Genomic DNA, 24,352 nt, shown 5'->3' on the forward strand with positions numbered 1-24,352 from the left:
GGCTCCGCTCTACATTGCGTACGGGCTCCCGCTGTGCTCGCGGAAAAAGGTCTGACGATCACCGGCATCACTAACCGGTGATGCCGGGCAACGCCCGGCAACTGTTCTACTAGTCGGGAGTTTGTCAGTGGGGCGTTGCTCCGTGCTTACACCAGTTTCGCCAGCGCTTGCCCCAGCTGCACCGGGCTTTCGGCGCCCAGCCCGGTTGCAAGTTCGGCCACGCCGGGCGGCAGCAGCACGATCACGGTGGAGCCGTAATTGAACCGTGCCATCTCCGCAAACCGCTCGATCGTGATGCCCTTGCCGCGGTAATCCTTGCGGGTGATGCGGTCGCCATAGGCGGGGATTTCCTCGCCGCTCCACACCGTTTCCACGCCGGAAACCAGCAGCGCGCCGACCATGACGCTGACCATCGGCCCGAAATCGGTATCGAAATGGCAGACCAGCCGTTCGTTGCGGGCGAACACGCCGGGCACGTTGGCCACCGCGTCCGGGCCCACGCTGAACAGCCGGCCGGGCACGTGCACGGTCTCGCGCAGGGTGCCGGTCCAGGGCATGTGCACGCGGTGGTAGTCGCGCGGCGACAGGTACACCGTGGCGAACAGGCCGTTGTGGAATGGCGTGGCAGCAGCGGCATCGCCCAGCAGCTCGGCCGCGGTGAATGACTGGCCCTTGGCCTGGAAAATGCGGCCATGCTCGATCGGTCCAAGCTGGCTGATGCGGCCATCGGCCGGCATCAGCAGCGTGCGCGGATCGGCATCGGGCACGCGGGCACCGGGCTTGAGTGCACGGGTGAAGAACGCATTGAAGCTGGAATAGCTGCGCGGATCCGGATTGGCGGCCTCGGCCAGGTTCACCTTGAATCTTTCAGTGACGATGTCGATCAGCCAGCGCGACAGGCGCGGATTGCTGGAATACGCCAGTCGGCGCGCCATCGATGACAGCAGGCGGTGGGGCAGGGCGTAGCTCAGCGTGGTTACCAGACTCATGGGGCGGATTTCTCGGTCAGCGATTGCAGGTCGGCGGCGATCGCCTGCGGGTTGAAAGGAGGACGGATCAGGCCGGCCAGCTTCCCGTCCGGATCAAGCACGGCGATGCTGGAGGAGTGGTCCAGGGTGTAGTCGTCCGGGTTCTCGGCGAAATGCGTGCCGGGCACCTTCTGGAACACGAACCCCAGCGCGGTGGCAAAGCGCTCCAGCGACGGCACGTCGGCGGTCGCGGCCAGCGTGTCCTTATGGAAGGCATGGGCGTATTCGCCCAGCCGCGCGGGGGTGTCGCGCTCGGGGTCCACCGAGACGAACACCACGCGCGGGCGGATGCTCTCCGGCAGCGGCTCCCATTGCTTCTGGGCCTGGGCCAGCTCGGCCAGCGTGGTCGGACAGACGTCCGGGCAGCTGGTGAAACCGAAAAACACCAGCGTCCAGTGTCCTTTCAGCTCGCCGGGAATCAGGCGGGTGCCATCGGACTGGCTGAGGCTGAAGTCGGGAAGGGTGCGCGGCTGCGGATAGAAAATGATCGTGTCCGCGGCCTTCGTCGTGGACGGGCCGAACACCTTCTGTGCCAGCACCAGGCCCAGCCCGGCGGCCAGCGCGACGATCAGGATGATGCCGAAATTGCGATTGAACATGGCCGGTATTTCCGTGTGGGAGGGCCATGGCGGGAGCGCGCGGCCACAAGGGGAGGCAGGAGTGTAGGGGGATACGGGGCCGTGGCAACCGTGGCGCGCCCGGTGACGGCGCGCACCAGGGCAGCGTCGGCCGGCGCTTTGCCGGCAGCGGCAAAGCTGAAGTTTCCCTTGCAACGGACGCTCAATATACCGGGCGGCCCCCTATAATCGACTGCCCCCCTGTCCCGATAGCCTTGTCATGACTGCCGAAGCGGCCGCCGAACTCCATACGATCATCGACCTGATCCGCTACGGCACCAGCCGTTTCAACGCCGCCGGGCTGACCTTCGGGCACAGCTATGACAATGCGCTGGATGAAGCGACCCAGCTGGTGCTGCACACCTTGCACCTGCCGCACGACCTCGGCCCGGCCTATGGCCAGGCCCGCCTGCTGGCCTCGGAGAAGGAGCAGGTGCTGGGGCTGTTTGAACGTCGCATCAACGAGCGGCTGCCGGCGGCCTATCTGACCGGCGAGGCATGGTTTGCCGGGCTGAGCTTCAAGAGCGATGCGCGCGCGCTGGTGCCGCGTTCGCCGATTGCCGAACTGATCGAAACCGGTTTCGAGCCGTGGCTGGCCGGGCGCGAGGTCAACCGCGCGCTGGACCTGTGCACCGGCTCGGGCTGCATCGCCATCGCCATGGGCCACTACTACCCGCACTGGCAGGTGGATGGCGCCGATCTCAGCGATGACGCCCTGGCGCTGGCGGCCGAAAACAAGGCGCGGCTGGATGCGCACAACGTCACCCTGCTCAAGTCGGACCTGTTCGACAGCCTGACCGGGCGCCACTACGACCTGATCGTCACCAATCCGCCGTACGTCACCAACGACGAGACCGATGCGCTGCCGCATGAGTACTCCCACGAGCCGGACATGGCACTGCGCGCGGGCAACGACGGTCTGGACCTGGTGTTGAAGATCCTGCGCGATGCGCCGATCCACCTGCATGAAGACGGCCTGCTGATCTGTGAAGTGGGCGAGTCCGAACAGCACCTGGTCAAGCTGTTGCCGGAGGTGGACTTCGCCTGGATCGAGTTCAAGGTCGGGCAGATGGGCATTTTCGCCGTCGAATGCCGCGAGCTGATCGCCCATAGCGCGCGCATCACCGAACTGGCGAATGCACGTCCGTAATCCTTGCCTGAAAACGTGCTTGCGCGGTGGGTTGCCGGCGCGGCGCAGCGTGACCCATCCGTGTGCGGCGCCAGCGGCAACGCCGCGCGGCATGGGTACAAGGCCGGCCGCCATGGGCCGCCGTCGCGCCGTTGGCGTGCGGCTTCCGTTGATCGTGTTCGAGCGCGCGCTGTTCGCCGGCTTGCCTTCTGCAAAGGTCGCACATGTCCAGTAATACGTTCGGAAAACTGCTTTCGGTCACCACCTTCGGCGAATCGCACGGGCCGGCGATCGGCTGCGTGATCGACGGTTGCCCGCCCGGGCTGGAGATCGCGCCGGAGGAATTCGCCTACGACCTGCAGCGCCGGGCCACCGGCAGGAGCCGGCACACTTCGGCGCGGCGTGAGGCCGATGAGGTCGAAATCCTGTCCGGCGTCTACGAAGGCCGCACCACCGGCACCCCGATCGCGCTGCTGATCCGCAACACCGACCAGCGCAGCAAGGACTACCGCAACATCGCCGCGCAGTTCCGCCCGGGCCATGCCGATTACAGCTACTGGCAGAAGTACGGCATCCGTGACCCGCGCGGCGGCGGCCGTTCCTCGGCGCGCGAGACCACCATGCGCGTGGCGGCCGGGGTGATCGCCAAGAAGTGGCTGGCGCAGCGCTTCGGTGTGACCGTGCGCGGCTACCTCTCGCAGCTGGGCGAGATCACCCCGGCCGGATTCGACTGGTCGGCGGTGGAAGACAATCCGTTCTTCTGGCCCGACCCCGTGCAGGTGCCGGCGCTGGAGGCGTACATGGATGCACTGCGCAAGTCCGGCGATTCGGTCGGCGCACGCGTCAATGTGGTCGCCGATGGCGTGCCACCGGGGTGGGGCGAGCCGGTCTACGGCAAGCTCGACGGCGATCTGGCCGCGGCGCTGATGAGCATCAACGCGGTCAAGGGCGTGGAGATCGGCGACGGCTTCGCCAGTGCCGCGCAGAAAGGCACCGGTCACCGTGACCTGATCACCCCGGACGGCTTCCAGTCCAACCATGCCGGCGGCATCCTCGGCGGCATTTCCACCGGCCAGCAGGTCACTGCCTCGATCGTGCTCAAGCCCACCTCCAGCCTGCGCCTGCCTGGCGCGACGGTGGATACGGCAGGCAACGCGGTGGAGGTGATCACCACCGGCCGCCACGACCCGTGCGTGGGCATCCGCGCCACCCCGATCGCCGAGGCGATGATGGCGCTGGTGCTGATGGACCAGGCCCTGCGCCACCGCGCGCAATGCGGCGATGTCGGCCCGATGACGCCGCGTATTCCCGGCTCGGTCGATGGCTGACCGGCGGCCCCGCGTCTGGGTATCGCAACCGCTGTTCGACGATATCGTCGCGCAGCTGGAGGCGTACTTCGAGGTGGTGCCCACGGTTGAGGTCACCGCCCACAGCAGTGCGGATATCACCGCCCGGCTGGGCGGGGTGGACGGCGCGCTGGTCACCCTCAACGAGTCTGTCGGGGCGGCTGAAATCGCCGGTGCCGCGCATCTTCGCGCCATCGCCAATGTCGGCGTGGGCTACAACAACCTGGATGTCGAGGCGCTCGGCGCCGCCGGCATCCTCGCCAGCAACACCCCGGATGTCCTGACCGAAACCACCGCCGATCTCGGGTTTGCGCTGCTGATGGCCGCCGCGCGCCGGATCACCGAGTCCGAGCGCTGGCTGCGCGACGGGCAGTGGCGGCAGTGGTCGTTCACCACCATGCTCGGCGCCGATATCCATGGCGCCACGCTGGGTATTGTCGGCATGGGCCGGATCGGCCAGGCGATCGCCCGCCGCGCCCACCACGGTTTCGGCATGAAGGTGCTGTACCACAACCGCTCACGCCTGCCCGTCGCGCTGGAGCAGGACGTCGGGGCCGTTTACACCGGTTTCGAGGAGCTGCTGGCGCGCGCCGACCATCTGCTGCTGGTGCTGCCCTACACGCCGCACAACCATCATCTGGTCGATGCCGCCGCATTGGCGAAAATGAAGCCGACCGCCACGCTGGTGAATATCGCCCGCGGCGGTCTCGTCGACGAACTGGCCTTGGCCGATGCGCTGGCCAACGGCAGGCTGGCCGCCGCCGGGCTGGATGTCTACGAAGGCGAGCCGCAGGTGCGGCCGGAACTGCTGGCGCTGCGCAATATCGTATTGACCCCGCATATCGGCAGCGCCTCGCTGGCCACCCGCCGGGCCATGGTGCAGTTGGCCGTGGACAACCTGATCGCCGCGCTGGGCCACGGCCCGGATGCCGGCCATCCTGCCAGCGCGATCAATGCCGACGCCGTGGCCGCCGCGAAAGCCGGTGGCGTGACCGTGCGCGGCAAAAAAACCGATCTGGACAAACGCTAGGGAACCTCCGCGGTGCCTGTTGGAGGTTCCCCGCACCCGGCCTGGCGTTGGTTCCTGTCCCGTTTCCTGTTTCCCTTTCCTCTTCGAGTACACCCCCATGAGCAATGAAACCCGTCGTTTCCACGTCGCTGTCGTCGGTGCCACCGGCGCCGTTGGCGAGACCCTGTTGTCGATCCTTGCCGAGCGCAAGTTCCCGATCGCCACGTTGAGCCTGCTCGCCTCCGAGCGTTCAGCCGGCGGCGAAGTGGAGTACGAGGGCGCAAAGATCGTGATCCAGGACCTGGCCACGTTCGATCCGGCCGGGGTCGATATCGCCCTGTTCTCGGCGGGGGGCAGCGTGTCCAAGGAATACGGCCCGAAGTTCGCCGCCGCCGGTGCGGTGGTGATCGACAATTCCTCGGCCTTCCGCTACGACGATGACGTACCGCTGGTGGTTTCCGAAGTGAACCCGCAGGCGGCCAGGAACCGACCGCGCGGGATCATCGCCAATCCGAACTGCTCGACCATGCAGATGCTGGTCGCCCTGGCGCCGCTGCACCGCGCGTACGGCATCGAACGCATCAATGTCTGCACCTACCAGTCGGTCTCTGGCGGTGGTCGCTCGGCAATGGAGGAGCTGGGCAAGCAGACCGGCCAGCTGCTCAGCTTCCAGCAGATCGACCCGCAGCGTTTCCCGGTGCAGATCGCCTTCAACCTGATCCCGCATATCGATGATTTCCTCGACAACGGTTTCACCAAGGAAGAAATGAAGCTGGTGTGGGAGACCCGCAAGATTCTTGGCGACGACAGCATCATGGTGAATCCGACCGCCGTGCGCGTGCCGGTGTTCTACGGCCACTCCGAAGCCGTGGCGATCGAAACGAAGAAGAAGGTCACCGCCGAAGCGGCGCGTGAGCTGCTGGCCCGCTCGCCGGGGGTGGAGGTGGTCGACGAGCGCAAGGCCGGCGGCTATCCGACCCCGGTCACCCACGCCTCCGGCACCGATGCGGTGTATGTGGGCCGCATCCGCGAGGACATCTCGCATCCGCGCGGGCTCAATCTGTGGATCGTGTCGGACAACATCCGCAAGGGTGCGGCCTTGAACGCGGTGCAGTTGGCCGAGCTGGTCATCAACGGCGGTTGAGGTTTTGCGGTGCCGGCCTCCGGGCCGGCATCCCGTGCGGGCGCCGCGGTATTCGAAAACCGGGCAAGCCGCTATATTGGCCGTCATGAAAAACAGGGGCAGGAGCGCCATGCGCTCGAAACAAGCTGTGCTCGCATTGGTCCTGGCGCTGTTCAGCAGTGCCGCGATGGCCCTGGGGCTGGGTGACATCCGCGTGCTGTCCAAACCGGGACAGCCGCTGGTTGCCGAAATTCCGGTGATCTACAGCGATCCGGCGGAGCTGGAAAACGCCCATGTCGCCCTGGCGTCGCCGGTCACGTTTGAGCGGGTCGGGTTGGCGCGTCCGCAAGGACTGGTCAGCGAACTGCAGTTCCGCTTCGCGCAGGATGCCAGCGGGCGGGCGGTGATCCGCGTCACCAGCGTCACTCCGGTACAGGTGCCCACGCTGGGCTTCCTGATCGAGGTCGACTGGGGCCAGGGCCGGCTGGTGCGCGAATATTCGGCGCTGATGGACGCACCGCAGACCGCGACCGCGATTGCCGAGCCGGCCATCCAGGCGCCGGCGCCCGCGCCGACCAATACCATCATCCGCAGCCCCGAAGTGCCGGCCGCAGTGCCACCGGTTGCAGCCGTTCCTGCCGCGCGTACGCCGCGTGCCGAATCCGCGACAGCGCGCCCCCCGGCAGCCGGTGGCGAGCCGGTGCCGGTGCAGCGCGGACAGACGCTGTCGCAGATTGCCGCTGGGCTGGCGCGGGAAAACGGCCACTCGCTGGACCAGACCATGGTCGCGCTGGTACAGGCGAACCCGGAAGCCTTCATCCGCGGCAACATGCACCTGCTCAAACAGGGGGTGGTGTTGCGCACCCCGCGGCAGGACGAGCTGGCGCAGGTGGACGTGGCCCAGGCGCGTGCGATCGTCAATCAGCAGACGGCGCAGTGGCGGCAGGCGCGTGCGCCGATTCCGCAGCCGGCAACCACCGATGCGGTTGCCACCACCGGAAACGCGGCTCCGGCGACAGCGAGCTCCGGCGCGCGGTTGGAAATCGCACCGGCAGTGGCCGCTGCGCAACAGACTGCAGGAACGACAACCGGTCTCGAGGCCGGCGGCGAGGGTGACATGCTGGCGAACGAACAGTTGCAACAGGCGAAGGAAGATCTCGCCGCCCGCGATGCGGAGCTGCAGGAATTGCGCGATCGGGTGGCCGATCTGGAAAAGCTGCAGAAGCAGCAACAGACCCTGATCGCGATGAAGGACACCGATCTGGCCGCCGCGCAGCAGCGCCTGGCCCAGGCGCCCGGCGCCGCGCAGGCCAATGCGACTCCGGCATGGCTGTGGGCCGGGCTGGTGCTGCTGGCACTGGCCGCGGTTGCAGGGTGGCTGTCGCGCCGGCGCAAGCCATCGCCACTGCCGCCGCTGTCACGGCACGGATTCAACCGCAGTGAACTGGCGTCGGCGATGCCGTCGGCGGCAATGATGCCAGCCGTGGTCGATATGCCGACCCTGGACGAGCGCGAGCACGACGAGCGGCTGGCGCGCGAGGATGAGGACGTGGCCGAAGCCGGTTTCCAGGTGCCGCCGCCGATGCTGGGAGAGCCGGTTGAAGACGCGCCTGCACCGCTGTCGCAGGCCGAAGAAACAAGCGACGGGATGGAGGTGTTCGTCACCGATGCGTCGGGCCAATGGCGTGACCTCGATCCATCGGCCGCGGTGTCGCTGGATCCGGCACCGGCGGGTCGCGACCGTCTGGAGCTGGCGATTGCCTATATGGACCTGGGCGATGCCGAAACCGCGCGCACACTGCTCAACGAAGTGGCGCTGGGTACTGACCCGCAAGCCTGTGCCGAAGCGGCGGAACTGCTTGGGCGGCTGCGGTGACCGCGCCCGATCCGGCGGCAGCAGGGCGCGAGCGCCGGATCGACTATGTCGAGTTCGCCTCCACCGATCCGGCCGCCAGCCGCGCGTTCTTCGAGCAGGTCTTCGGTTGGCGGTTCCAGGACTACGGCCCGGACTACACCGCATTTGACGATGGCCGGCTGCAGGGGGGCTTCTTCCGGGGCCAGCCGCTGACGGCGACCGGCGGCGCGCCGCTGCTGGTGTTGTATGCCGCGGAGCTGGCGCCGCTGCTGCAGGCGGTCGGTCTGCACGGGGGCACGATTGTCCGGCCGGTATTCACCTTTCCTGGCGGCAGCCGTTTCCATTTCACCGAGCCGGGCGGCAACGAGTTGGCGGTGTGGTCCGAGCGCGACGCCGGCTGATCCGCCGCACCGGCCCCGGGCCATCGGCATCAACGATTCAGAGGTTTGAAGATGCGTTACGCGCTGGGCGTGGAGTATGACGGCAGCGACTTCAAGGGCTGGCAGCAGCTCGGTGAGAACGGCTGTCCAAGCGTGCAGGCGGCCTTGCAGGCGGCGCTGGGCTCCGTGGCCGATGCTCCGGTGAGCGTGGTCTGCGCCGGCCGTACCGATGCCGGTGTGCACGGTGAATGCCAGGTGGTCCACTTCGATACCGACGTTGTCCGTGCTCCGCATGGCTGGACGCTGGGTACCACCACCCGGCTGCCACGTTCAGTCGCGGTGCGCTGGTGCGTGCCGGTGGCCGAGGATTTCCATGCGCGCTTTTCCGCACGGGCGCGCCGCTACCGTTACCGGTTGCTCAATCGCCAGGTGCGGCCGGCGCTGTACCGGCAGACCTTGAGCTGGGAGCGGCGGCCATTGGATGCCCGGCTGATGGACCAGGCCGCGCAGGCGCTGCTGGGCGAGAACGACTTCAGTTCCTTCCGCAGCATCCAGTGCCAGGCGCTGCATGCGCGCCGCGAATTGCAGTCGATCCGCGTCAGCCGCCACGGCGAGATCGTGGAGGTGGAGGTGCGGGCCAATGCATTCCTTCATCACATGGTGCGCAATATCGTCGGATCCCTGATCCTGGTCGGTGCAGGTGAGAAACCGGTGTCGTGGATCGGCGAGGTGTTGGCCCTTCGCGACCGCACCCAGGCCGGCCCGACGGCGCCGCCCCAGGGACTGGTTTTTGTTGGACCGTTGTATCCGGACAACTGGCAGTTGCCTGCCGAGGTCACGCTGTGAGTCGAACGCTGTATCGCACCCGTATCAAGTTCTGCGGCATGACCCGCGCCGGTGATATCCGCTTGGCCGGCGAATTGGGCGTGGACGCGGTCGGATTCATTTTCGCCAGGAACAGCCCGCGCCGGGTGGCGCCTGCCGAAGCCCGCGCCATGCGCCAGGCCACCGCGCCGATGGTCGATGTGGTGGCGCTGTTCCGCGACAACAGCAAGGAAGAAGTGCGCGAGGTGTTGCGCACGGTGCGCCCGACCCTGCTGCAGTTTCACGGGCAGGAGGAGGAATCCTTCTGCCGCAGCTTCAACATGCCGTATCTCAAGGCGGTGGCGATGGGGGGCAAGGAGGAGGTGACCGCCCGCGCGTTGCACCTGGCGTATCCGACTGCCGCCGGTTTCCTGTTTGACAGCCACGCCCCGGGCGGTGGCGGCGGTACCGGGGTGGCGTTCGACTGGTCGCAACTGCCGACCGGCCTGCATCGTCCGTTCCTGTTGGCCGGCGGGATCAAGCCGGAGAATGTGTTCGATGCGATCGTTGCCACCTTGCCGTGGGGGGTGGATGTGTCCAGTGGCATCGAGTCCGAGCCGGGAATCAAGGACGGCTACAAGATGCGCAAGTTTGTCGAGGAAGTACGGCGGGCCGATTGCCACGAACTGTCGCTGTGATGGGGGCCGGCGGGTGCCCGCCGCTGGGCGGCGGCGCGGCGGTTTGCCGCCATGCGGGGCTGCACGGCCGCCGTGGTTTGCTGCCGGTCGTCAGCCGGCCAGTTCCGATTGCAGCCAGGTTGCCAGTGCTGCCACGCGCTCATCGTTTTTCCCGGCCGGGGCGCACAGCGCCCAGCAGCCGGTGGTCTCGATGAAGCCCCAGGGTGCGATCAGGCGCCCACTGGCCAGGTCTTCGGCGACCAGTGGGGCGGGCGCGATCGCCACGCCGATCGCGGCCACCGCCGCTTCCAGCAGGTAATACAAGTGCTCGAACCCGGTGCCGTAGCGCAGCTGGGCCGGATCCAGGCCAGTTGCCAGCGCCCAGGTGGGCCATGCCTGCGGGCGCGAGGCGGTATGCAGCAGATTGCATTGCAGCAGCGCGGCCGGCGCCTCGTCGCGTAAAGTGGCGGCCTGCGCCAGGGCCGGGCTCAATACCGGGCCGATGCGTTCGGGCGCCAGCACATGCACCTCCCAGCCCGCCGGCCAAGGCGCCTGGCCGAGCAGCAATGCCGCATCCAAGCCTTCCAGTTGCGCAGTGAAATCGCCCTGCTGCGCGGACAGGTGCAAGGTCAGCTGGGGCAACGCCTGTTGCAGTGATTGCAGCCGCGGGATCATCCAGCGCGCCAATACGCTGCCGGGGCACCCCAGTACCAGCGCGTTTGAACGTGGCGGATGCCGCAGCTGCGCCACCGTTGCCTGCAGCCGGGAAAACGCGGCAGAGGCGGCCTCCTGCAACCGCTGTCCAGCCTGGTTGGGGCGGATGCCGCGCCCCTCGCGTTCGAACAGCGCCATCCCCATTTCCTCTTCCAGCAGCTTCAGTTGCCGGCTGACGGCGCCGTGGGTCACGTGCAGCTCGGCGGCGGCCAGGCTGACGCTGCACAGGCGGGCGGCGGCCTCGAACGCCCGCAGGGCGTTGAGGGAGGGCAGGGTACGCAAGCGGCTCATGTGAGTTTATCTAACACAAATGTCAGTCTTTATCGATTTTTGTGTGCTGATCCGTGCGTTAAAGTGCAGACCTGTCCTTCCGTTGACCGATGCCATGACTGCGCCTTTCCCTGCCGACTTCCATGCCTATCCCGATGCAGCCGGCCACTTCGGCCGCTTTGGTGGCAGCTTTGTCGCCGAGACGCTGGTCGGGCCGCTGCAGGAACTGGCGGCCGCCTATGACCAGGCGCGGGTCGACCCCGCCTTCATCGCGGCCTACGACAAGGATCTGAAGCACTACGTCGGCCGGCCGAGCCCGATCTACCACGCCGAACGGCTCAGCCGCGAGGTGGGCGGGGCGCAGATCCTGCTCAAGCGCGAAGACCTGAACCACACCGGCGCGCACAAGATCAACAACACCATCGGCCAGGCGCTGCTGGCCAGTCGCATGGGCAAGACCCGGATCATCGCCGAGACCGGTGCCGGCCAGCATGGCGTGGCCTCGGCCACGGTGGCCGCGCGGCTCGGGCTGGAATGTGTGGTGTACATGGGCGCCACCGATATCGAGCGGCAGAAGATCAACGTCTACCGGATGAAACTGCTGGGCGCCACGGTGGTGCCGGTGTCCAGCGGCTCGGCCACGCTCAAGGACGCGCTCAACGAGGCCATGCGCGACTGGGTGACCAATGTGCGCGACACCTTCTACATCATCGGCACCGTCGCCGGCCCGGACCCGTATCCGCGCATGGTGCGCGACTTCAACGCCATCGTCGGCCGCGAGGCGCGGGCGCAGATGCTGGAGGACTACGGCCGACTGCCCGATGCGATCACCGCCTGCGTCGGCGGCGGTTCCAACGCCATTGGCCTGTTCCATGCGTTCCTCAACGATCGCGAAGTGAAGATCTACGGCGCCGAAGCGGCCGGCGACGGCATCCATACCGGTCGCCATGCCGCGTCGATCTCGGCCGGTCGCCCGGGCGTGCTGCACGGCAACCGCACCTACGTGCTGTGCGATGACGACGGCCAGATCACCGAAACCCATTCGATCTCGGCGGGGCTGGACTACCCCGGCGTCGGCCCGGAGCATGCGTTCCTGTCCGACACTGGCCGGGCGCAGTACCTGGGCATCACCGACGAGGAAGCGCTGGCCGCGTTCCACCGCCTGACGCTCACCGAGGGCATCCTGCCGGCGCTGGAATCCAGCCATGCGGTGGCGCAGGCGATCAAGCTGGCGCGGGAGTTGCCCAAGGACGCGCTGGTGCTGTGCAACCTGTCCGGCCGTGGCGACAAGGACGTGCATACCATCGCCGCCCGCGAGGGGCTGGTGCTGTGAGCGTTCACGTTGCGCGAGGCGTGCCTGCGCCGGCCATAGCGCCGCTTCCGGCCCGCGTTGCGGCAGTAACCACTGGACGGGCGGGTGCGCTCGAACCGCCGGGCCCGCCGGCTGCGGTTGAACTGATTGAAGGATGTGGCTGAGATGGCTGTGAACCGGATTGACGAATGCTTCGCCCGCCTGCGCGCCTCCGCACGCAAGGCGTTGATCCCTTTCATTACCGCGGGCGATCCCGCACTGGAAGCGACGGTGCCGGTGATGCACGCGCTGGTGGAAGCCGGTGCCGACCTGCTGGAGCTGGGGGTGCCGTTTTCCGATCCGATGGCCGATGGCCCGACCATCCAGCGCAGCTCCGAACGGGCGTTGGCGCGGGGAGCCGGCATGCGCTATGTACTCGATGCGGTGGCCCGTTTCCGCGAGCAGGACGTACGGACACCGGTGGTGCTGATGGGCTATCTCAATCCGGTCGAGATCCGGGGGGCGGCGCATTTCGCCCGGGAAGCGGTCGCCGCCGGAGTGGACGGGGTGCTGCTGGTGGACCTGACGCCGGAGGAGGCCGACGAAACCCGGCATGCCTTCACCGCGGCCGGGCTGGGGCTGATCCTGCTGGCCGCCCCGACCACGACCGACGCGCGCATTGGCAAGCTGTGCGCGATCGCACAGGGCTATCTCTATTACGTCAGCTTTGCCGGTGTGACCGGAGCCTCGGAGCGTCTGGACAGTCACACGGCCGGTGCGCGTCTGCGGGCGGTGCGGCAGCAGGCGCAGGTGCCGGTGGTGGCCGGGTTCGGCATCAGTGATGCGGCCAGTGCGGCGGCCATGGCGGTGGATGCCGACGGCGTGGTGGTGGGCAGCGCGCTGGTGTCGGCGATGGCAGGCGCGGCCAGCCCCGTCGAGGCGGCTATGTTGGCTGCCGCATTCCTGCGGCCGCTGCGACAGGCACTGGACGCGCGCTGAGCGTGGTGTCCGGCGCCGCACTGGCGGTCGCCGGGCCGGCGAAACGTACGCCAGGGCATGGTTTGCGGGCCGTGGCGATGGCGGTGGCGGCCTTGCCTGCACCTGCACCGGGGTCGCGGTGGTGAGCTAGACTGTCCGCCCTGTCGCGGCCGTTGGGCCGCCCTGAACGGAACCGTCATCCCGCATGAGTTGGCTCAGCAAGTTGATGCCGTCCGGCATCCGTACCGACAACACCCCGAGCAAGAAGCGCAGTGTCCCCGAGGGCCTGTGGGAGAAGTGCAGCAGCTGTGGCGCTGCGCTCTACCGTCCCGAGCTGGAGGAGAACCTGGAAGTGTGTCCCAAGTGCGGACACCACATGGCGATCCGCGCGCGCGCGCGGCTGGCCGCGCTGTTCGATGCCGGCAGCACCACCGAGATCGCCGCCCGTCTGGGGCCGACCGACGTGCTGAAATTCAGGGACCAGAAGAAGTACGTCGAGCGGATCAAGGCCAGCCAGAAGAACACCGGCGAGTACGACGCGCTGATCGCCATGCGCGGTCAGCTCAAGGGCAACCCCCTGGTCGCCGCTTCGTTCGATTTCGCCTTCATGGGCGGTTCGATGGGCTCGGTGGTCGGTGAGCGTTTCTCGCTGGCCGCGGAAACCGCGCTGGAGCTCGGCGCCCCCTATGTGTGCTTCTCCGCCAGCGGCGGCGCGCGCATGCAGGAAGGGCTGTTCTCGCTGATGCAGATGGCCAAGACCTCGGCCGCACTGGGCAAGTTGCGCCAGGCCGGGCTGCCGTTCATCTCGGTGCTCACCCATCCCACCACCGGCGGCGTATCGGCCTCGTTCGCGATGCTGGGCGATATCAATATCGCCGAGCCGCACGCGCTGATCGGTTTTGCCGGCCCGCGCGTGATCGAGCAGACCGTGCGCGAGAAGCTGCCTGAAGGTTTCCAGCGTTCGGAGTTCCTGCTCGAGCACGGTGCCATCGACCAGATCTGCGACCGCCGCCAGATGCGTGAGCGTCTGGCCGGGCTGCTGGCGATGCTGATGCGCCAGCCCAGGCCCGCGGTCGATCCGGCGGCCGTCTGATGAGTGGTCGCAAGTATTTTGGGACCGACGGCATCCGCGGCCGGGTCGGGCAGGGGGTGATCTCCGCGGACTTCGTGCTGCGCCTGGGCAATGCCCTGGGGCGGGTGCTGGTCGAGCGTACCGGGCGCCGTCCTACGGTGGTGATCGGCAAGGACACCCGCATTTCCGGTTACATGTTCGAAGCCGCGCTGGAGGCCGGACTGGTGGCCGCCGGTGCCGATGTGCAGCTGCTGGGGCCGATGCCGACCCCGGCGGTGGCGTTCCTCGCCCATACCCTGGGCGCCGATGCCGGCATTGTGATCAGTGCCTCGCACAACCCGCACTACGACAACGGCATCAAGTTCTTTTCGGCCGAAGGCGAAAAGCTCGATGACGCCACCGAGCTGGCCTTGGAGGCCGCGCTCGATGCGCCGTTCACCACGGTGGAGTCGGACCGGCTGGGCAAGGCCATGCGCGCGCGCGATGCGGTCGGGCGCTATATCGAATTCTGCAAGGCCAGCGTGCCACGCGATTTCTATCTGCGCGGACTGAAGGTGGTGCTGGATTGCGCCCATGGCGCCACCTACCACATCGCGCCGTTGCTGTTCCGCGAACTGGGGGCCGAGGTGGTCACCATCGGTGCCGAGCCCAATGGCGTGAACATCAATGATGGCGTCGGCTCGATGCATATCGACAACCTGGCGGCCAAGGTGCGTGAAGTCGGTGCCGATATCGGCATCGCCTTCGATGGCGATGGTGACCGGGTGCTGATGGTCGATGACCAGGGCAACCCGGCCGATGGCGACGACCTGCTTTTCATCCTGGCCCGTGCCTGGCAGGCCAGTGGCCGCTTGCGCGGTGCGGTGGTCGGTACGTTGATGACCAACTACGGCCTGGAGCAGGCACTGGGTCGGCTGGGCATCGACTTTGTGCGCAGCAATGTCGGCGACCGGTACGTGCATCAGGCGCTGATAAGTGGAGGTGGCGTGCTCGGTGGCGAGGCTTCGGGCCACCTGCTGTGCCTGGATCGCGCCACCACCGGTGACGCCATTGTCAGTGCGTTGCAGGTGCTGGAGGTGCTGCGTCGTGACGGCACCTCGCTGCGTCAGGTGCTGTCGATGTTGAACAAGGTGCCGCAGAAGACCGTCAATGTGCGGTTGCAGGGTGCGGCCAAGGCGACCGTGCAGGCCGAGAGCGTGCAGGCCGCACTGGCCGCCGCGCAGCAGGCGGTCAAGGGCCGTGGGCGCGCGTTCCTGCGTCCCTCGGGCACCGAGCCGGTGGTGCGTGTCACCGTCGAGGCGGACAGTGCCGAACTGATGCAGTCCACGCTGGACCACCTGTCGGCGGCAGTGAAGGCCGCGGCGGTGGCCTGATCCACCCGTGGGTTGGAAGCGGAAACGCCCCGGCAGACCGGGGCGTTTCCGTTGCAGGGCAGGGGCGGACTACGGCCCCGCCACCATCTTCTTTTTCTTCGCCTTGAAGCGGTTGAACAGCGGCGCGACCAGCGGGTGGTAGCTGCAGGCGATGCGCTTGCGCAGCCAGCTGGCCGGGCGGTTGCGGATCGCGAACCGGTAGATGTGTTCCGGATCGCCACCGACCACGTTGCGGCCGAACGGGTGGGTGGTATGCAGGTATTTGAAGCCCTGTGTCCGCGCGATCTGCACGTAGTCCTCGTCGAAATCGCCGTACGGCCAGCACAGCGTGTCTGAGACCTCACCCAGCTGCTGCTGCAACACCTGGCGTGCCACCGCCAGGTCGCCGCGGATGCCCTGGCACTTTTGTTCGCGGGAGATGTCCTGCTTGAGCCAGCGGGTGTGCGTGTGCGTGTGGCAATGCACCTCGAAGGTGCCGGCGGCGATCATCGCGCGCGCCTCGCTCCAGCGCATCATCACCTCGTCCGCGCGGTTCTCTCGCAGGATCGCCGCCTCGCAGCCGCGATGGTCCGGGGTTGCGGGCAGGGTGGCGCCGGGCTGGCCGGCGTGCGGGCGCACGGCGCCTTCGCCGATCCAGCCGGTGACCACGAACACCACCGCGCGCATGCCGTACTTGGCCAGGATCGGGTGCGCGTACACCCAGTTGTCCAGGTAGCCGTCATCGAAGGTGATCACGATCGACTTGCGCGGGGTCGGTTTGCCCGCCAGGAAATCGGCGTACTGGTCCAGGGTCAGCGAGGTCCAGCCATCGGCCGCGAGCCATGCGATCTGGCTCTCGAAGTTTTCCGGCGAGACCGTGATCATCCCGGGCGAGGGCGAGACATGGTGGTGCATCAGCACCGGGACGGATCTAGCGTTGGCCATGGCCCAGTTCCTTCAACCACTGGTGGTAATAGTGTTCGGTCGCCTCGGAGTGACCGGTCGGGGTGAAGCGGTGGGCGCTGCGCATCCATTTCCAGCCGGCCAGGCCCATCTGCTGCCGGCGTTCGGGCTGCTCGATCAGGGTGCGCAGCGCCCCGGTCAATGCCGCCTGGTCGCCCAGTGGCGTGAGCAGGGCATTGCTGCCTTCCACCACCATTTCCGGCACGCCACCAACACGCGTGGCGACGATCGGTACGCCGACGTAGGCCGCTTCCAGGAACACCGTGCCGGCGGCTTCCTTGTGGGTGGCGAGGGCGAAGATATCGAAGCCGGTCATCAGCCGGCAAGCGCCCTGGCGGTAGCCGAGCAGATGCACCTGCGCGGCGATGCCCAGCTGCTCGCGCAGGGCGATCAGGCGATCCATCACCGGCTGGCCGTCACCGACGACCACCAGGTGCACGCGTGGATCGGCGCGGCACAGCGGCGCGATCGCCTGCAACAGGTCAAGGTGTCCTTTTGGCTCGCGCAGCACGGCGACACAGCCGACCACGATCTGCTCTTCAGTGAAGCCCAGTTCCGCGCGCACTTCCGCGCGGGTGTCCTGCAGGCATTGCCAAGGGTCGCGCTTGGCGATCTGCGACCATTGCGGCGGCACCGCAATCGGCGGGACGATGCCCACATGTGATTCTTCGATGCCGCGGCTGACCATCAGCTTCTTGACGAAGCTGCTCACCGTCATCACCCGGTGGGGCAGGGTGGTATAGGTCAGCAGCGAGTTGATCGGGCTCATCAGGTGGCGCGAGCGCACCACCAGCGGCGTGCCGCCCAGACGGGCGCCAGTGGCGGCGATCAGGCTGTCGCGGCGGCTGGTGGTGTTGACCACGTCATAGCCGTGGCGGCGCACCAGGCGCCAGACCCGGCAGATTCCGCGCAGCAGGCGCAGCAGGCGCAGCAGGCCGCCCATCTTCAGCGTGTGCACGGTGAAGCCGGCTTCGCCCGCCATCTCGCCCAGCCGGGCGCCGGGCTGGCACAGCAGCGAGACGTCATGGCCGCGCTCGCGCATGGCCAGCATGTGGCGGTAGATGTAGATCTCCTGCCCGCCAAATCCCGTGGCAGCCTCGGTGTGGAGAATTTTCAGTGGCACGTTTATCGGAGACAGTCCATGTGTGGGAAAACGCTCGTGGTCTGCGCCAGCGGCCGTCGTCACTGCCTGCGGGATCACGGCAGCGCATCCCGTGCGTTGCGTGGGCGCGCGGGGTCGGGAGGGGACAGGTGTGCAGGCCGGGCCGACAGGTCGTGGGGGCCCGCGCTGGCCGCCGCGTTGCTGTCTGGCGGACACAGGTCCAGTCCTGCCGGCGTGAGCCAGCGCAACGCCGTTGGCGTGGAGGAGCAGAGCTGGGTATCCATGGAGCGGACCGGGCGACGTTGGGGGAGGCGGCGCATGAGCGTGGCCGTTGACCCGTTGTGGCCATCCGGGCGCGCGCATTGTATCGGTTTGTATCCAGGTATCGATGGCGTGTCTGGTCCGATCTGTCACAATGTTCAGCCGGGCCACAGCTGGCCCACCGACCACCACGAACAAGCAGGAATCGCTGTGAGCCAGATCCCCACCCTCGACATCACCCGTTTCGACACCGACCGCGACGCGTTCGTGGCTGAGCTGGGGGCGGCCTACCGCGAATGGGGCTTTGCTGGCATCCGCAATCACGGCATTCCCCAGGCCGACATCGACGCCGCCTATCAGGCTTTCAAGGCATTCTTCGCGCTGCCTGAAGAGACGAAGAAGAAGTACCACGTGGCCGGCGGCGGCGGTGCGCGCGGCTATACCCCGTTCGGCGTGGAGACGGCCAAGGGGTCCAAGCACTTCGACCTGAAGGAGTTCTGGCATATCGGCCGCGAGATTCCGGACGACTCCCGGTACCGCGATGTGATGCCGCCGAACCTGTGGCCGAGCGAGGTTCCCGGGTTCCGCGAAGCGGGCTACGGTCTCTACCAGGCGCTGGATAACCTGGGCTCACGCGTGCTGTCGGCGCTGGCGCTGCATATCGGTCTGCCGGAGAACTATTTCGCCGACAAGACCGACAACGGCAACTCGATCCTGCGGCCGATCCATTACCCGCCGATCACGGCCGACGACATCCCCAACGTGCGCGCCGGTGCCCATGGCGACATCAACTTCATCACCCTGCTGGTCGGCGCCAGTGCCGCGGGGCTGGAGGTGCAGTCGCACGAGGGCAAGTGGGTTCCGTTCACCTCCGATGCCGACACCATCGTGGTCAACATCGGTGACATGCTGCAGCGCCTCACCAACCATGTGTATCCCTCGACGATCCACCGCGTGGTCAATCCTCCGGGCGACCAGGCGCGCCAGCCGCGCTATTCGGTGCCGTTCTTCCTGCATCCGAATCCGGATTTCCTGATCGATGTGCTGCCCTCGTGCATCACCGCCGAGAATCCCAGCCGCTACCCGGAACCGATCACCGCCCACGGCTTCCTGGAAGAGCGCCTGCGCGAGATCAAGCTGAAGTAAGGTCCGGCCCTGGCGCCCGCCGGTGCCAGGTTTCGCAGCGCCGCCGCGGCCGTGTGCCTGCGGCGGTATTTGCCTGTAGTGTCCGCGCTGTCCAGTGCCTGTCCGGCGGAGGCGGGCACATCCGCTATGCTTTGCCCACTCAAATTCACGGAGATGCATGCTCATGCGTCGCAAGATCGTCGCCGGTAACTGGAAGCTGCATGGCAGCCGTCAATTCGCTGCCGAGCTGCTCGGGCAGGTGGTCGCCGGGCTGCCGCTGGCCGGCGTGGAGCTGGTGGTGTTGCCGCCCGTGCCTTACCTGGCCGGGCTGATTGAAAGTTTCGGCGGGGATTCCCTGGCCTTCGGTGCCCAGGATGTCAGCAGCAACAAGACGGGTGCTTTTACCGGCGAGGTTTCCGCCGCGATGCTGGTCGACATCGGCGCCCGCTACACCCTGGTGGGGCATTCGGAGCGTCGCCAGTACCACCATGAAGACAGCGGACTGGTGGCGCGAAAATTCGCCGCCGCCCGCAGCGCCGGCCTGGTGCCGATCCTGTGTGTCGGTGAGACGCTGGAGCAGCGCGAGGCCGGGCAGACCGAGTCCGTGATCGCCGCGCAGCTGGCGCCCGTGCTGGACCTGGTCGGGGCCGAGGGTTTTGCCGGGGCGGTGGTGGCCTACGAGCCGGTGTGGGCGATCGGTACCGGTCGCACCGCCAGCAAGGAGCAGGCGCAGGCGGTGCATGCGTTCATTCGTGGCGAAGTCGCCGCGCGCGATGCTAGAATTGCCGATTCGCTGTCGATCCTGTATGGCGGCAGTGTCAAGCCCGACAACGCCGCGGAGCTGTTCTCGCAGCCGGATGTCGATGGAGGGCTGGTGGGTGGCGCCTCGCTGGTGGCTGCCGATTTCCTGGCTATCGCGAAGGCGGCAGCTGGTCGCTAACAAGAAATATTGTCCGGGACGGATTTCAAATGTTGATGTTGATCCTCAATGTGGTCTATGTGCTGGTGGCGATCGCGATGATTGCCCTGATCCTGATGCAGCGCGGTTCCGGCGCGGCCGCAGGCTCGGGCTTCGGTGCCGGTGCTTCCGGTACCGTGTTTGGTTCGCGCGGTGCGTCCAACTTCCTGTCCAAGTCCACCAAGTGGCTGGCGGTGGTGTTCTTTGGCATCAGCCTGTTCATGGCCTGGTATGCCGGCCACAGCACCCGTCCGGATGCGGGGCAGGGTCTGGGGCTGATGTCGCAGCCGGTCGAGTCCGCGCCGGCCCCGGCCGCCGGGTTGCAGTCGGTGCCGCAGGCGCCGGCGGTCGATGCAGTGCCGCAAGCCCAGGTGCCGGCAGCAGATATTCCGGTTCAGAGTGAAGAAAAGCCCGCGGAAGGCTCACAGAAACCCTGAAGACGGTTACAATACGCGGCGCACTGGGAAACCCTGGTGCGTGACGTAGGCCCAGGTGGCGGAATTGGTAGACGCACTACCTTGAGGTGGTAGCGACGAGAGTCGTAGGGGTTCGAGTCCCCTCTTGGGCACCATTGTTTTTCAGCGGGTTCGCAGGGCGCGGTCGCGCCCCGCTGCGGTATCCGTCAATCCCCCATGCTGAAGCGCCCGCAGGCGCGTAGGCAGAGGCAAGAGAGAATCGCTGTGCTGGCCGAATATTTGCCGTCTCTGCTGTTTCTGATCGTCGCCACCGGTATCGGCGTCACGCTGATGCTGATCGGCAGGTTCCTCGCTCCCCGCAGCCCGGACGCCCAGAAACTGTCGCCGTACGAATGCGGTTTTGAAGCGTTCGAAGATGCGCGCATGAAGTTCGACGTGCGCTACTACCTTATCGCGATCCAGTTCATCGTCTTCGATCTGGAAATCATCTTCATCGTGCCCTGGACCCAAGTGTTCACCGAGCTGGGTGGGCGAGGGCTGGTCACGATGGGTCTGTTCGTGGGCATGCTGTTTCTTGGTTTTATCTACGTCTGGAAGAAGGGAGCGCTGGAATGGGAGTGATTCAGACTCTCGATGGCCTGATGACCAACCCGATCCCGGAAGGGCGGGTGGATGACATCCTGCGCCCCGAAGGTGAGAACCCGTTGCTCGAAAAGGGATATGTGACCACCAGCGTCGATGCGCTGCTGAATTGGGCGCGTACCGGTTCGATGTGGCCGATGACCTTTGGCCTGGCCTGCTGTGCGGTGGAAATGATGCATGCCGGCGCCTCGCGCCTGGATCTGGATCGTTATGGCGTGGTGTTCCGCCCCTCGCCGCGTCAGGCCGACGTGATGATCGTGGCCGGTACGCTGGTCAACAAGATGGCTCCGGCGCTGCGCAAGGTCTATGACCAGATGCCGGATCCCAAGTGGGTCATTTCGATGGGCAGCTGCGCCAACGGCGGCGGCTATTACCATTATTCCTACTCGGTGGTGCGCGGTTGTGATCGCGTGGTGCCGGTGGATGTGTATGTGCCGGGCTGTCCGCCCACTGCTGAAGCGCTGGTCTACGGCATCTTGCAGTTGCAGAAGAAGATCTGGCGCACACAGACCATCGCCCGCTGAATTCCCTTCACCTATCAAGAGCACGCCAAGCCCCCATGGCACAGCAAGCACCTTCCTTCATCGATCGACTCGGCGCACGTTTCGCCGGTGCCCGGGTCTTCGTGGTCGAATCGCGCGGCGAAGTGACGTTGGAAGTGCCGGTCGCCGACTGGCGCGCCACGGCTCTGGCGCTGCGTGACGAATTCGGTTTCGAGCAGCTGGTCGACCTGTGTGGCGTGGACTATCTCGGTTACGGCAGTGCCGAATGGGATACCTCGGACGTTTCCGCGCACGGTTTCAGTCGCGGAGTCGAGGGCAGCGCGGTTGGCCGCTTTGCCTGGGGTGAATTCCCGACCGGCGAGACGTCCGATGGCGCGCAGCCGCAGCCGATGCCGCAGCAGCGGTTTGCCGTGGTCGCGCAGCTGCGCTCCTACCGCAACAACCAGCTGTTGCGCATGCGTTGCTATGCGCCGAGCGAAGAGCTGCCGGTGGTGGCCTCGCTGACCGACGTGTGGGCGGGTGTGAACTGGTTCGAGCGTGAGGCGTTCGACCTGTTCGGCGTGATCTTCGAAGGTCACCCGGACCTGCGTCGGATCCTGACCGACTACGGTTTTGTCGGCCATCCGTTCCGCAAGGACTTCCCGCTGATCGGCAATGTCGAAGTGCGCTACGACGAAGAAAAGAAGCGCGTGATCTACGAGCCGGTGACATCGGTCGAGCCGCGGGTCGGAGTGCCGCGGGTCATTCGTGACGACGCTGGCTTGCAGACTGCAGCCGGCGAGAGCGCCCAGGCGGAGGCAAGCAAGTGAGTGAGTTCCATCAGGCGTCGCAGGCCTTTGCAAGCAATACGGCCGAAAGTCGCAAGGAAATCCGCAACTACACGATGAATTTCGGTCCCCAGCATCCGGCTGCGCACGGTGTGCTGCGCCTGATTCTGGAAATGGATGGCGAGACCGTCATGCGCGCCGACCCGCATGTGGGTCTGCTGCATCGGGGTACCGAGAAGCTGGCCGAATCCAAGCCGTTCAACCAGTCGATCGGATATATGGACCGGCTGGATTACGTGTCGATGATGTGCAACGAGCATGCCTATGTGCTCGCGATCGAGAACCTGCTGGGGATCCGTGCGCCGGAACGCGCGCAGTACATCCGCACGATGTTCGACGAGATCACCCGCATCCTCAATCACCTGATGTGGCTGGGCGCCTGCGGGCTCGATCTGGGTGCGATGGCGGTGATGCTGTACGCCTTCCGCGAACGCGAAGAGCTGATGGACTGCTATGAAGCGGTCAGCGGCGCGCGTATGCATGCCACCTATTACCGTCCGGGCGGCGTCTATCGCGACCTGCCGGACCAGATGCCGCGCTACAAGGAGTCGCGTTGGCACAAGGGCAAGGCGCTGAAGCGCCTGAACGCCTCGCGCGAGGGGTCGCTGCTCGATTTCCTGGAAAACTTCACCAGCGAGTTCCCGACGCGGGTCGACGAATACGAAACCCTGCTGACCGACAACCGGATCTGGAAGCAGCGCACCGTCGGCATCGGCGTGGTCTCGCCGGAACACGCGTTGGCGTGGGGCATGACCGGTCCGATGCTGCGCGGTTCGGGTATTGAATGGGATCTGCGCAAGAAGCAGCCGTATGCCAAGTACGATGCGGTGGATTTCGATATCCCGGTCGGCACCAATGGCGACTGCTATGACCGATATCTGGTGCGTATTGCCGAGATGCGTGAATCCAACCGCATCATCAAGCAGTGCGTGCAGTGGCTGAAGGCCAATCCGGGCCCGGTCATGATCAACAATTTCAAGGTCGCTCCGCCCAGCCGGGAGGAGATGAAAGACGACATGGAAGCGTTGATCCACCACTTCAAGTTGTTCAGCGAAGGCTATTGCGTCCCCGTCGGTGAAACCTACGCCGCGGTGGAGGCTCCCAAGGGCGAGTTCGGCTGCTATCTGCTGTCGGACGGCGCCAACAAGCCGTTCCGCGTGCATCTGCGCGCGCCGGGCTTCGCCCACCTGTCTTCGATCGACTCGGTCGTCCGCGGGCACATGCTCGGTGACGTGGTGGCGATGATCGGTACCTACGACCTGGTCTTTGGCGAGGTCGACCGGTGATCAACTTCGGTCAGGCAACGCCTGCGAGCTGCCGCCACCGGCTGGCTGCCGCGGATCTGGAAATTCACGATTTTGCATTTGCTGAGGTCGGCCAATGAAGGCGACAGGTAATTTCGAAGCGGCGCGTGACGTCGACCCGATGGTGGTGCTGAGCGACAAGACCCGCGCGCACATTGATCACTGGCTGAGCAAGTTTCCGCCGGATCGCAAGCGCTCGGCGGTGTTGCAGGGTCTGCATGCCGCGCAGGAGCAGAACCAGGGCTGGCTGAGCGATGAACTGATCGCCGGCGTAGCCAAGTACCTGGATCTGCCGCCGGTGTGGGCGTACGAAGTGGCCAGCTTCTACTCGATGTTCGAGATCGAGAAGGTCGGCCGCAACAACGTCGCGATCTGTACCAACATCAGCTGCTGGCTCAATGGCGCCGAAGACCTGGTCAAGCACGCCGAGAACAAGCTCGGGGTCAAGCTCGGCCAGTCCACCGCCGATGGCCGTGTATTCCTGAAGCGCGAAGAGGAATGCCTGGCGGCCTGCTGTGGCGCGCCGATGATGGTCATCAATGGTCATTACCACGAACGGCTGACGGTCGAGAAGCTCGACGAGCTGCTCGACGGGTTGGAGTAAGT

Annotated in this window: 25 protein-coding genes and 1 tRNA gene; 21 read left to right on the plus strand and 5 right to left on the minus strand. The window is 66.4% G+C overall.

What is annotated here, in order from left to right:
* Nucleotides 1-146 precede the first annotated feature (146 nt).
* The gene (gene asd, locus QZH66_RS11285) at nt 147-989 is read right to left on the minus strand and encodes an archaetidylserine decarboxylase (RefSeq protein ID WP_305806039.1); all 843 of its coding nucleotides are present in this window, start codon (nt 987-989) and stop codon (nt 147-149) included.
* Complete coding sequence (locus QZH66_RS11290; protein WP_305806040.1) at nt 986-1,627, minus strand: SCO family protein; 642 nt, start codon at nt 1,625-1,627, stop codon at nt 986-988. Before QZH66_RS11290 ends, asd begins: the two co-directional genes overlap by 4 nt.
* Nucleotides 1,628-1,865: 238 nt before the next feature.
* Between QZH66_RS11290 and prmB the strand changes: the two genes are divergently transcribed.
* The 8 genes from prmB (at nt 1,866) to QZH66_RS11330 (ending at nt 9,989) form a co-directional block, all read left to right on the plus strand.
* Complete coding sequence (gene prmB / locus QZH66_RS11295; RefSeq protein ID WP_305806041.1) at nt 1,866-2,795, plus strand: 50S ribosomal protein L3 N(5)-glutamine methyltransferase; 930 nt, start codon at nt 1,866-1,868, stop codon at nt 2,793-2,795.
* A gap of 203 nt (nt 2,796-2,998) precedes the next feature.
* A complete protein-coding gene (aroC, locus tag QZH66_RS11300) occupies nt 2,999-4,102 on the plus strand; it encodes a chorismate synthase (protein WP_305806042.1) in 1,104 nt (367 codons plus the stop codon).
* Nucleotides 4,095-5,150 (plus strand): D-glycerate dehydrogenase, encoded by a 1,056-nt coding sequence (locus QZH66_RS11305; RefSeq protein WP_305806043.1) that lies wholly within the window; start codon nt 4,095-4,097, stop codon nt 5,148-5,150. Before aroC ends, QZH66_RS11305 begins: the two co-directional genes overlap by 8 nt.
* Nucleotides 5,151-5,247: 97 nt before the next feature.
* Nucleotides 5,248-6,273, plus strand: a complete 1,026-nt coding sequence (locus QZH66_RS11310) for an aspartate-semialdehyde dehydrogenase (protein ID WP_305806044.1) — start codon at nt 5,248-5,250, stop codon at nt 6,271-6,273.
* 85 nt (nt 6,274-6,358) lie between these two features.
* Nucleotides 6,359-8,128: a FimV/HubP family polar landmark protein gene (locus tag QZH66_RS11315; RefSeq protein ID WP_305806045.1), complete on the plus strand. Its 1,770-nt coding sequence runs from the start codon at nt 6,359-6,361 to the stop codon at nt 8,126-8,128.
* Nucleotides 8,125-8,508 carry a VOC family protein gene (locus QZH66_RS11320; protein ID WP_305806046.1) on the plus strand — a complete coding sequence of 128 codons (384 nt, stop codon included), beginning with the start codon at nt 8,125-8,127 and terminating at the stop codon, nt 8,506-8,508. Before QZH66_RS11315 ends, QZH66_RS11320 begins: the two co-directional genes overlap by 4 nt.
* Nucleotides 8,509-8,559: 51 nt before the next feature.
* Nucleotides 8,560-9,333: a tRNA pseudouridine(38-40) synthase TruA gene (truA, locus tag QZH66_RS11325; protein WP_305806047.1), complete on the plus strand. Its 774-nt coding sequence runs from the start codon at nt 8,560-8,562 to the stop codon at nt 9,331-9,333.
* A complete protein-coding gene (locus QZH66_RS11330) occupies nt 9,330-9,989 on the plus strand; it encodes a phosphoribosylanthranilate isomerase (protein ID WP_305806048.1) in 660 nt (219 codons plus the stop codon). Before truA ends, QZH66_RS11330 begins: the two co-directional genes overlap by 4 nt.
* Nucleotides 9,990-10,079: 90 nt before the next feature.
* Here QZH66_RS11330 and QZH66_RS11335 read toward each other — a convergent pair whose 3' ends face one another.
* Nucleotides 10,080-10,973, minus strand: a complete 894-nt coding sequence (locus QZH66_RS11335; RefSeq protein WP_305806049.1) for a LysR family transcriptional regulator — start codon at nt 10,971-10,973, stop codon at nt 10,080-10,082.
* Nucleotides 10,974-11,067: 94 nt separating this feature from the next.
* Here QZH66_RS11335 and trpB point away from each other — a divergent pair, with 94 nt between their 5' ends.
* The 4 genes from trpB (at nt 11,068) to glmM (ending at nt 15,666) form a co-directional block, all read left to right on the plus strand.
* Nucleotides 11,068-12,285 (plus strand): tryptophan synthase subunit beta, encoded by a 1,218-nt coding sequence (trpB, locus tag QZH66_RS11340; RefSeq protein WP_305806050.1) that lies wholly within the window; start codon nt 11,068-11,070, stop codon nt 12,283-12,285.
* Nucleotides 12,286-12,435: 150 nt separating this feature from the next.
* The gene (gene trpA, locus QZH66_RS11345) at nt 12,436-13,242 is read left to right on the plus strand and encodes a tryptophan synthase subunit alpha (RefSeq protein WP_305806051.1); all 807 of its coding nucleotides are present in this window, start codon (nt 12,436-12,438) and stop codon (nt 13,240-13,242) included.
* A gap of 184 nt (nt 13,243-13,426) precedes the next feature.
* Nucleotides 13,427-14,314: an acetyl-CoA carboxylase, carboxyltransferase subunit beta gene (gene accD, locus QZH66_RS11350; RefSeq protein WP_305806052.1), complete on the plus strand. Its 888-nt coding sequence runs from the start codon at nt 13,427-13,429 to the stop codon at nt 14,312-14,314.
* Entirely contained in the window at nt 14,314-15,666 is a 1,353-nt protein-coding gene (gene glmM, locus QZH66_RS11355; RefSeq protein ID WP_305806053.1) for a phosphoglucosamine mutase, read from the plus strand. The genes accD and glmM overlap by 1 nt, the downstream gene beginning before the upstream one ends.
* 69 nt (nt 15,667-15,735) lie before the next feature.
* On the opposite strand, the gene QZH66_RS11360 is transcribed toward glmM, so the two are convergent.
* On the minus strand, nt 15,736-16,590 hold the full coding sequence (locus QZH66_RS11360) for a polysaccharide deacetylase family protein (protein WP_305806054.1): 855 nt from the start codon (nt 16,588-16,590) through the stop codon (nt 15,736-15,738).
* Entirely contained in the window at nt 16,577-17,737 is a 1,161-nt protein-coding gene (locus QZH66_RS11365; RefSeq protein WP_305806075.1) for a glycosyltransferase family 4 protein, read from the minus strand. The genes QZH66_RS11360 and QZH66_RS11365 overlap by 14 nt, the downstream gene beginning before the upstream one ends.
* 444 nt (nt 17,738-18,181) lie before the next feature.
* Here QZH66_RS11365 and QZH66_RS11370 point away from each other — a divergent pair, with 444 nt between their 5' ends.
* The 9 genes from QZH66_RS11370 (at nt 18,182) to nuoE (ending at nt 24,350) form a co-directional block, all read left to right on the plus strand.
* Complete coding sequence (locus tag QZH66_RS11370) at nt 18,182-19,117, plus strand: 2-oxoglutarate and iron-dependent oxygenase domain-containing protein (RefSeq protein ID WP_305806055.1); 936 nt, start codon at nt 18,182-18,184, stop codon at nt 19,115-19,117.
* A 163-nt stretch (nt 19,118-19,280) separates the two neighbouring features.
* Nucleotides 19,281-20,036, plus strand: coding sequence for a triose-phosphate isomerase (gene tpiA / locus QZH66_RS11375; protein ID WP_305806056.1), 756 nt, complete (start codon nt 19,281-19,283; stop codon nt 20,034-20,036).
* A 29-nt stretch (nt 20,037-20,065) separates the two neighbouring features.
* Nucleotides 20,066-20,491: a preprotein translocase subunit SecG gene (gene secG / locus QZH66_RS11380; RefSeq protein ID WP_305806057.1), complete on the plus strand. Its 426-nt coding sequence runs from the start codon at nt 20,066-20,068 to the stop codon at nt 20,489-20,491.
* 49 nt (nt 20,492-20,540) lie between these two features.
* A tRNA-Leu gene (locus QZH66_RS11385) sits at nt 20,541-20,625 on the plus strand.
* Between the two features lie 109 nt (nt 20,626-20,734).
* Nucleotides 20,735-21,091 carry an NADH-quinone oxidoreductase subunit A gene (locus QZH66_RS11390; RefSeq protein ID WP_305806058.1) on the plus strand — a complete coding sequence of 119 codons (357 nt, stop codon included), beginning with the start codon at nt 20,735-20,737 and terminating at the stop codon, nt 21,089-21,091.
* Nucleotides 21,082-21,636, plus strand: coding sequence for an NADH-quinone oxidoreductase subunit B (locus QZH66_RS11395; protein ID WP_305806059.1), 555 nt, complete (start codon nt 21,082-21,084; stop codon nt 21,634-21,636). The genes QZH66_RS11390 and QZH66_RS11395 overlap by 10 nt, the downstream gene beginning before the upstream one ends.
* 35 nt (nt 21,637-21,671) lie before the next feature.
* Nucleotides 21,672-22,424, plus strand: a complete 753-nt coding sequence (locus QZH66_RS11400) for an NADH-quinone oxidoreductase subunit C (protein ID WP_305806060.1) — start codon at nt 21,672-21,674, stop codon at nt 22,422-22,424.
* Nucleotides 22,421-23,728: an NADH-quinone oxidoreductase subunit D gene (locus QZH66_RS11405; protein WP_305806061.1), complete on the plus strand. Its 1,308-nt coding sequence runs from the start codon at nt 22,421-22,423 to the stop codon at nt 23,726-23,728. The genes QZH66_RS11400 and QZH66_RS11405 overlap by 4 nt, the downstream gene beginning before the upstream one ends.
* A gap of 94 nt (nt 23,729-23,822) precedes the next feature.
* Nucleotides 23,823-24,350, plus strand: a complete 528-nt coding sequence (nuoE, locus tag QZH66_RS11410; RefSeq protein ID WP_305806062.1) for an NADH-quinone oxidoreductase subunit NuoE — start codon at nt 23,823-23,825, stop codon at nt 24,348-24,350.
* The last annotated feature ends 2 nt before the right edge of the window (nt 24,351-24,352 follow it).

Origin of the sequence: Stenotrophomonas sp. YIM B06876 (genome assembly GCF_030711595.1) — a bacterium.
GTDB lineage: Bacteria > Pseudomonadota > Gammaproteobacteria > Xanthomonadales > Xanthomonadaceae > Stenotrophomonas.

Excerpts from the sequence above, each read along its gene's own strand:
- asd (WP_305806039.1), bottom strand. The coding sequence starts at position 989 with ATGAGTCTGGTAACCACGCTGAGCTACGCCCTGCCCCACCGCCTGCTG.
- QZH66_RS11290 (WP_305806040.1), bottom strand. The coding sequence starts at position 1,627 with ATGTTCAATCGCAATTTCGGCATCATCCTGATCGTCGCGCTGGCCGCC.
- prmB (WP_305806041.1), top strand. The coding sequence starts at position 1,866 with ATGACTGCCGAAGCGGCCGCCGAACTCCATACGATCATCGACCTGATC.
- aroC (WP_305806042.1), top strand. The coding sequence starts at position 2,999 with ATGTCCAGTAATACGTTCGGAAAACTGCTTTCGGTCACCACCTTCGGC.
- QZH66_RS11305 (WP_305806043.1), top strand. The coding sequence starts at position 4,095 with ATGGCTGACCGGCGGCCCCGCGTCTGGGTATCGCAACCGCTGTTCGAC.
- QZH66_RS11310 (WP_305806044.1), top strand. The coding sequence starts at position 5,248 with ATGAGCAATGAAACCCGTCGTTTCCACGTCGCTGTCGTCGGTGCCACC.
- QZH66_RS11315 (WP_305806045.1), top strand. The coding sequence starts at position 6,359 with ATGAAAAACAGGGGCAGGAGCGCCATGCGCTCGAAACAAGCTGTGCTC.
- truA (WP_305806047.1), top strand. The coding sequence starts at position 8,560 with ATGCGTTACGCGCTGGGCGTGGAGTATGACGGCAGCGACTTCAAGGGC.
- QZH66_RS11335 (WP_305806049.1), bottom strand. The coding sequence starts at position 10,973 with ATGAGCCGCTTGCGTACCCTGCCCTCCCTCAACGCCCTGCGGGCGTTC.
- trpB (WP_305806050.1), top strand. The coding sequence starts at position 11,068 with ATGACTGCGCCTTTCCCTGCCGACTTCCATGCCTATCCCGATGCAGCC.
- accD (WP_305806052.1), top strand. The coding sequence starts at position 13,427 with ATGAGTTGGCTCAGCAAGTTGATGCCGTCCGGCATCCGTACCGACAAC.
- glmM (WP_305806053.1), top strand. The coding sequence starts at position 14,314 with ATGAGTGGTCGCAAGTATTTTGGGACCGACGGCATCCGCGGCCGGGTC.
- QZH66_RS11360 (WP_305806054.1), bottom strand. The coding sequence starts at position 16,590 with ATGGCCAACGCTAGATCCGTCCCGGTGCTGATGCACCACCATGTCTCG.
- tpiA (WP_305806056.1), top strand. The coding sequence starts at position 19,281 with ATGCGTCGCAAGATCGTCGCCGGTAACTGGAAGCTGCATGGCAGCCGT.
- secG (WP_305806057.1), top strand. The coding sequence starts at position 20,066 with ATGTTGATGTTGATCCTCAATGTGGTCTATGTGCTGGTGGCGATCGCG.
- QZH66_RS11395 (WP_305806059.1), top strand. The coding sequence starts at position 21,082 with ATGGGAGTGATTCAGACTCTCGATGGCCTGATGACCAACCCGATCCCG.
- QZH66_RS11400 (WP_305806060.1), top strand. The coding sequence starts at position 21,672 with ATGGCACAGCAAGCACCTTCCTTCATCGATCGACTCGGCGCACGTTTC.
- nuoE (WP_305806062.1), top strand. The coding sequence starts at position 23,823 with ATGAAGGCGACAGGTAATTTCGAAGCGGCGCGTGACGTCGACCCGATG.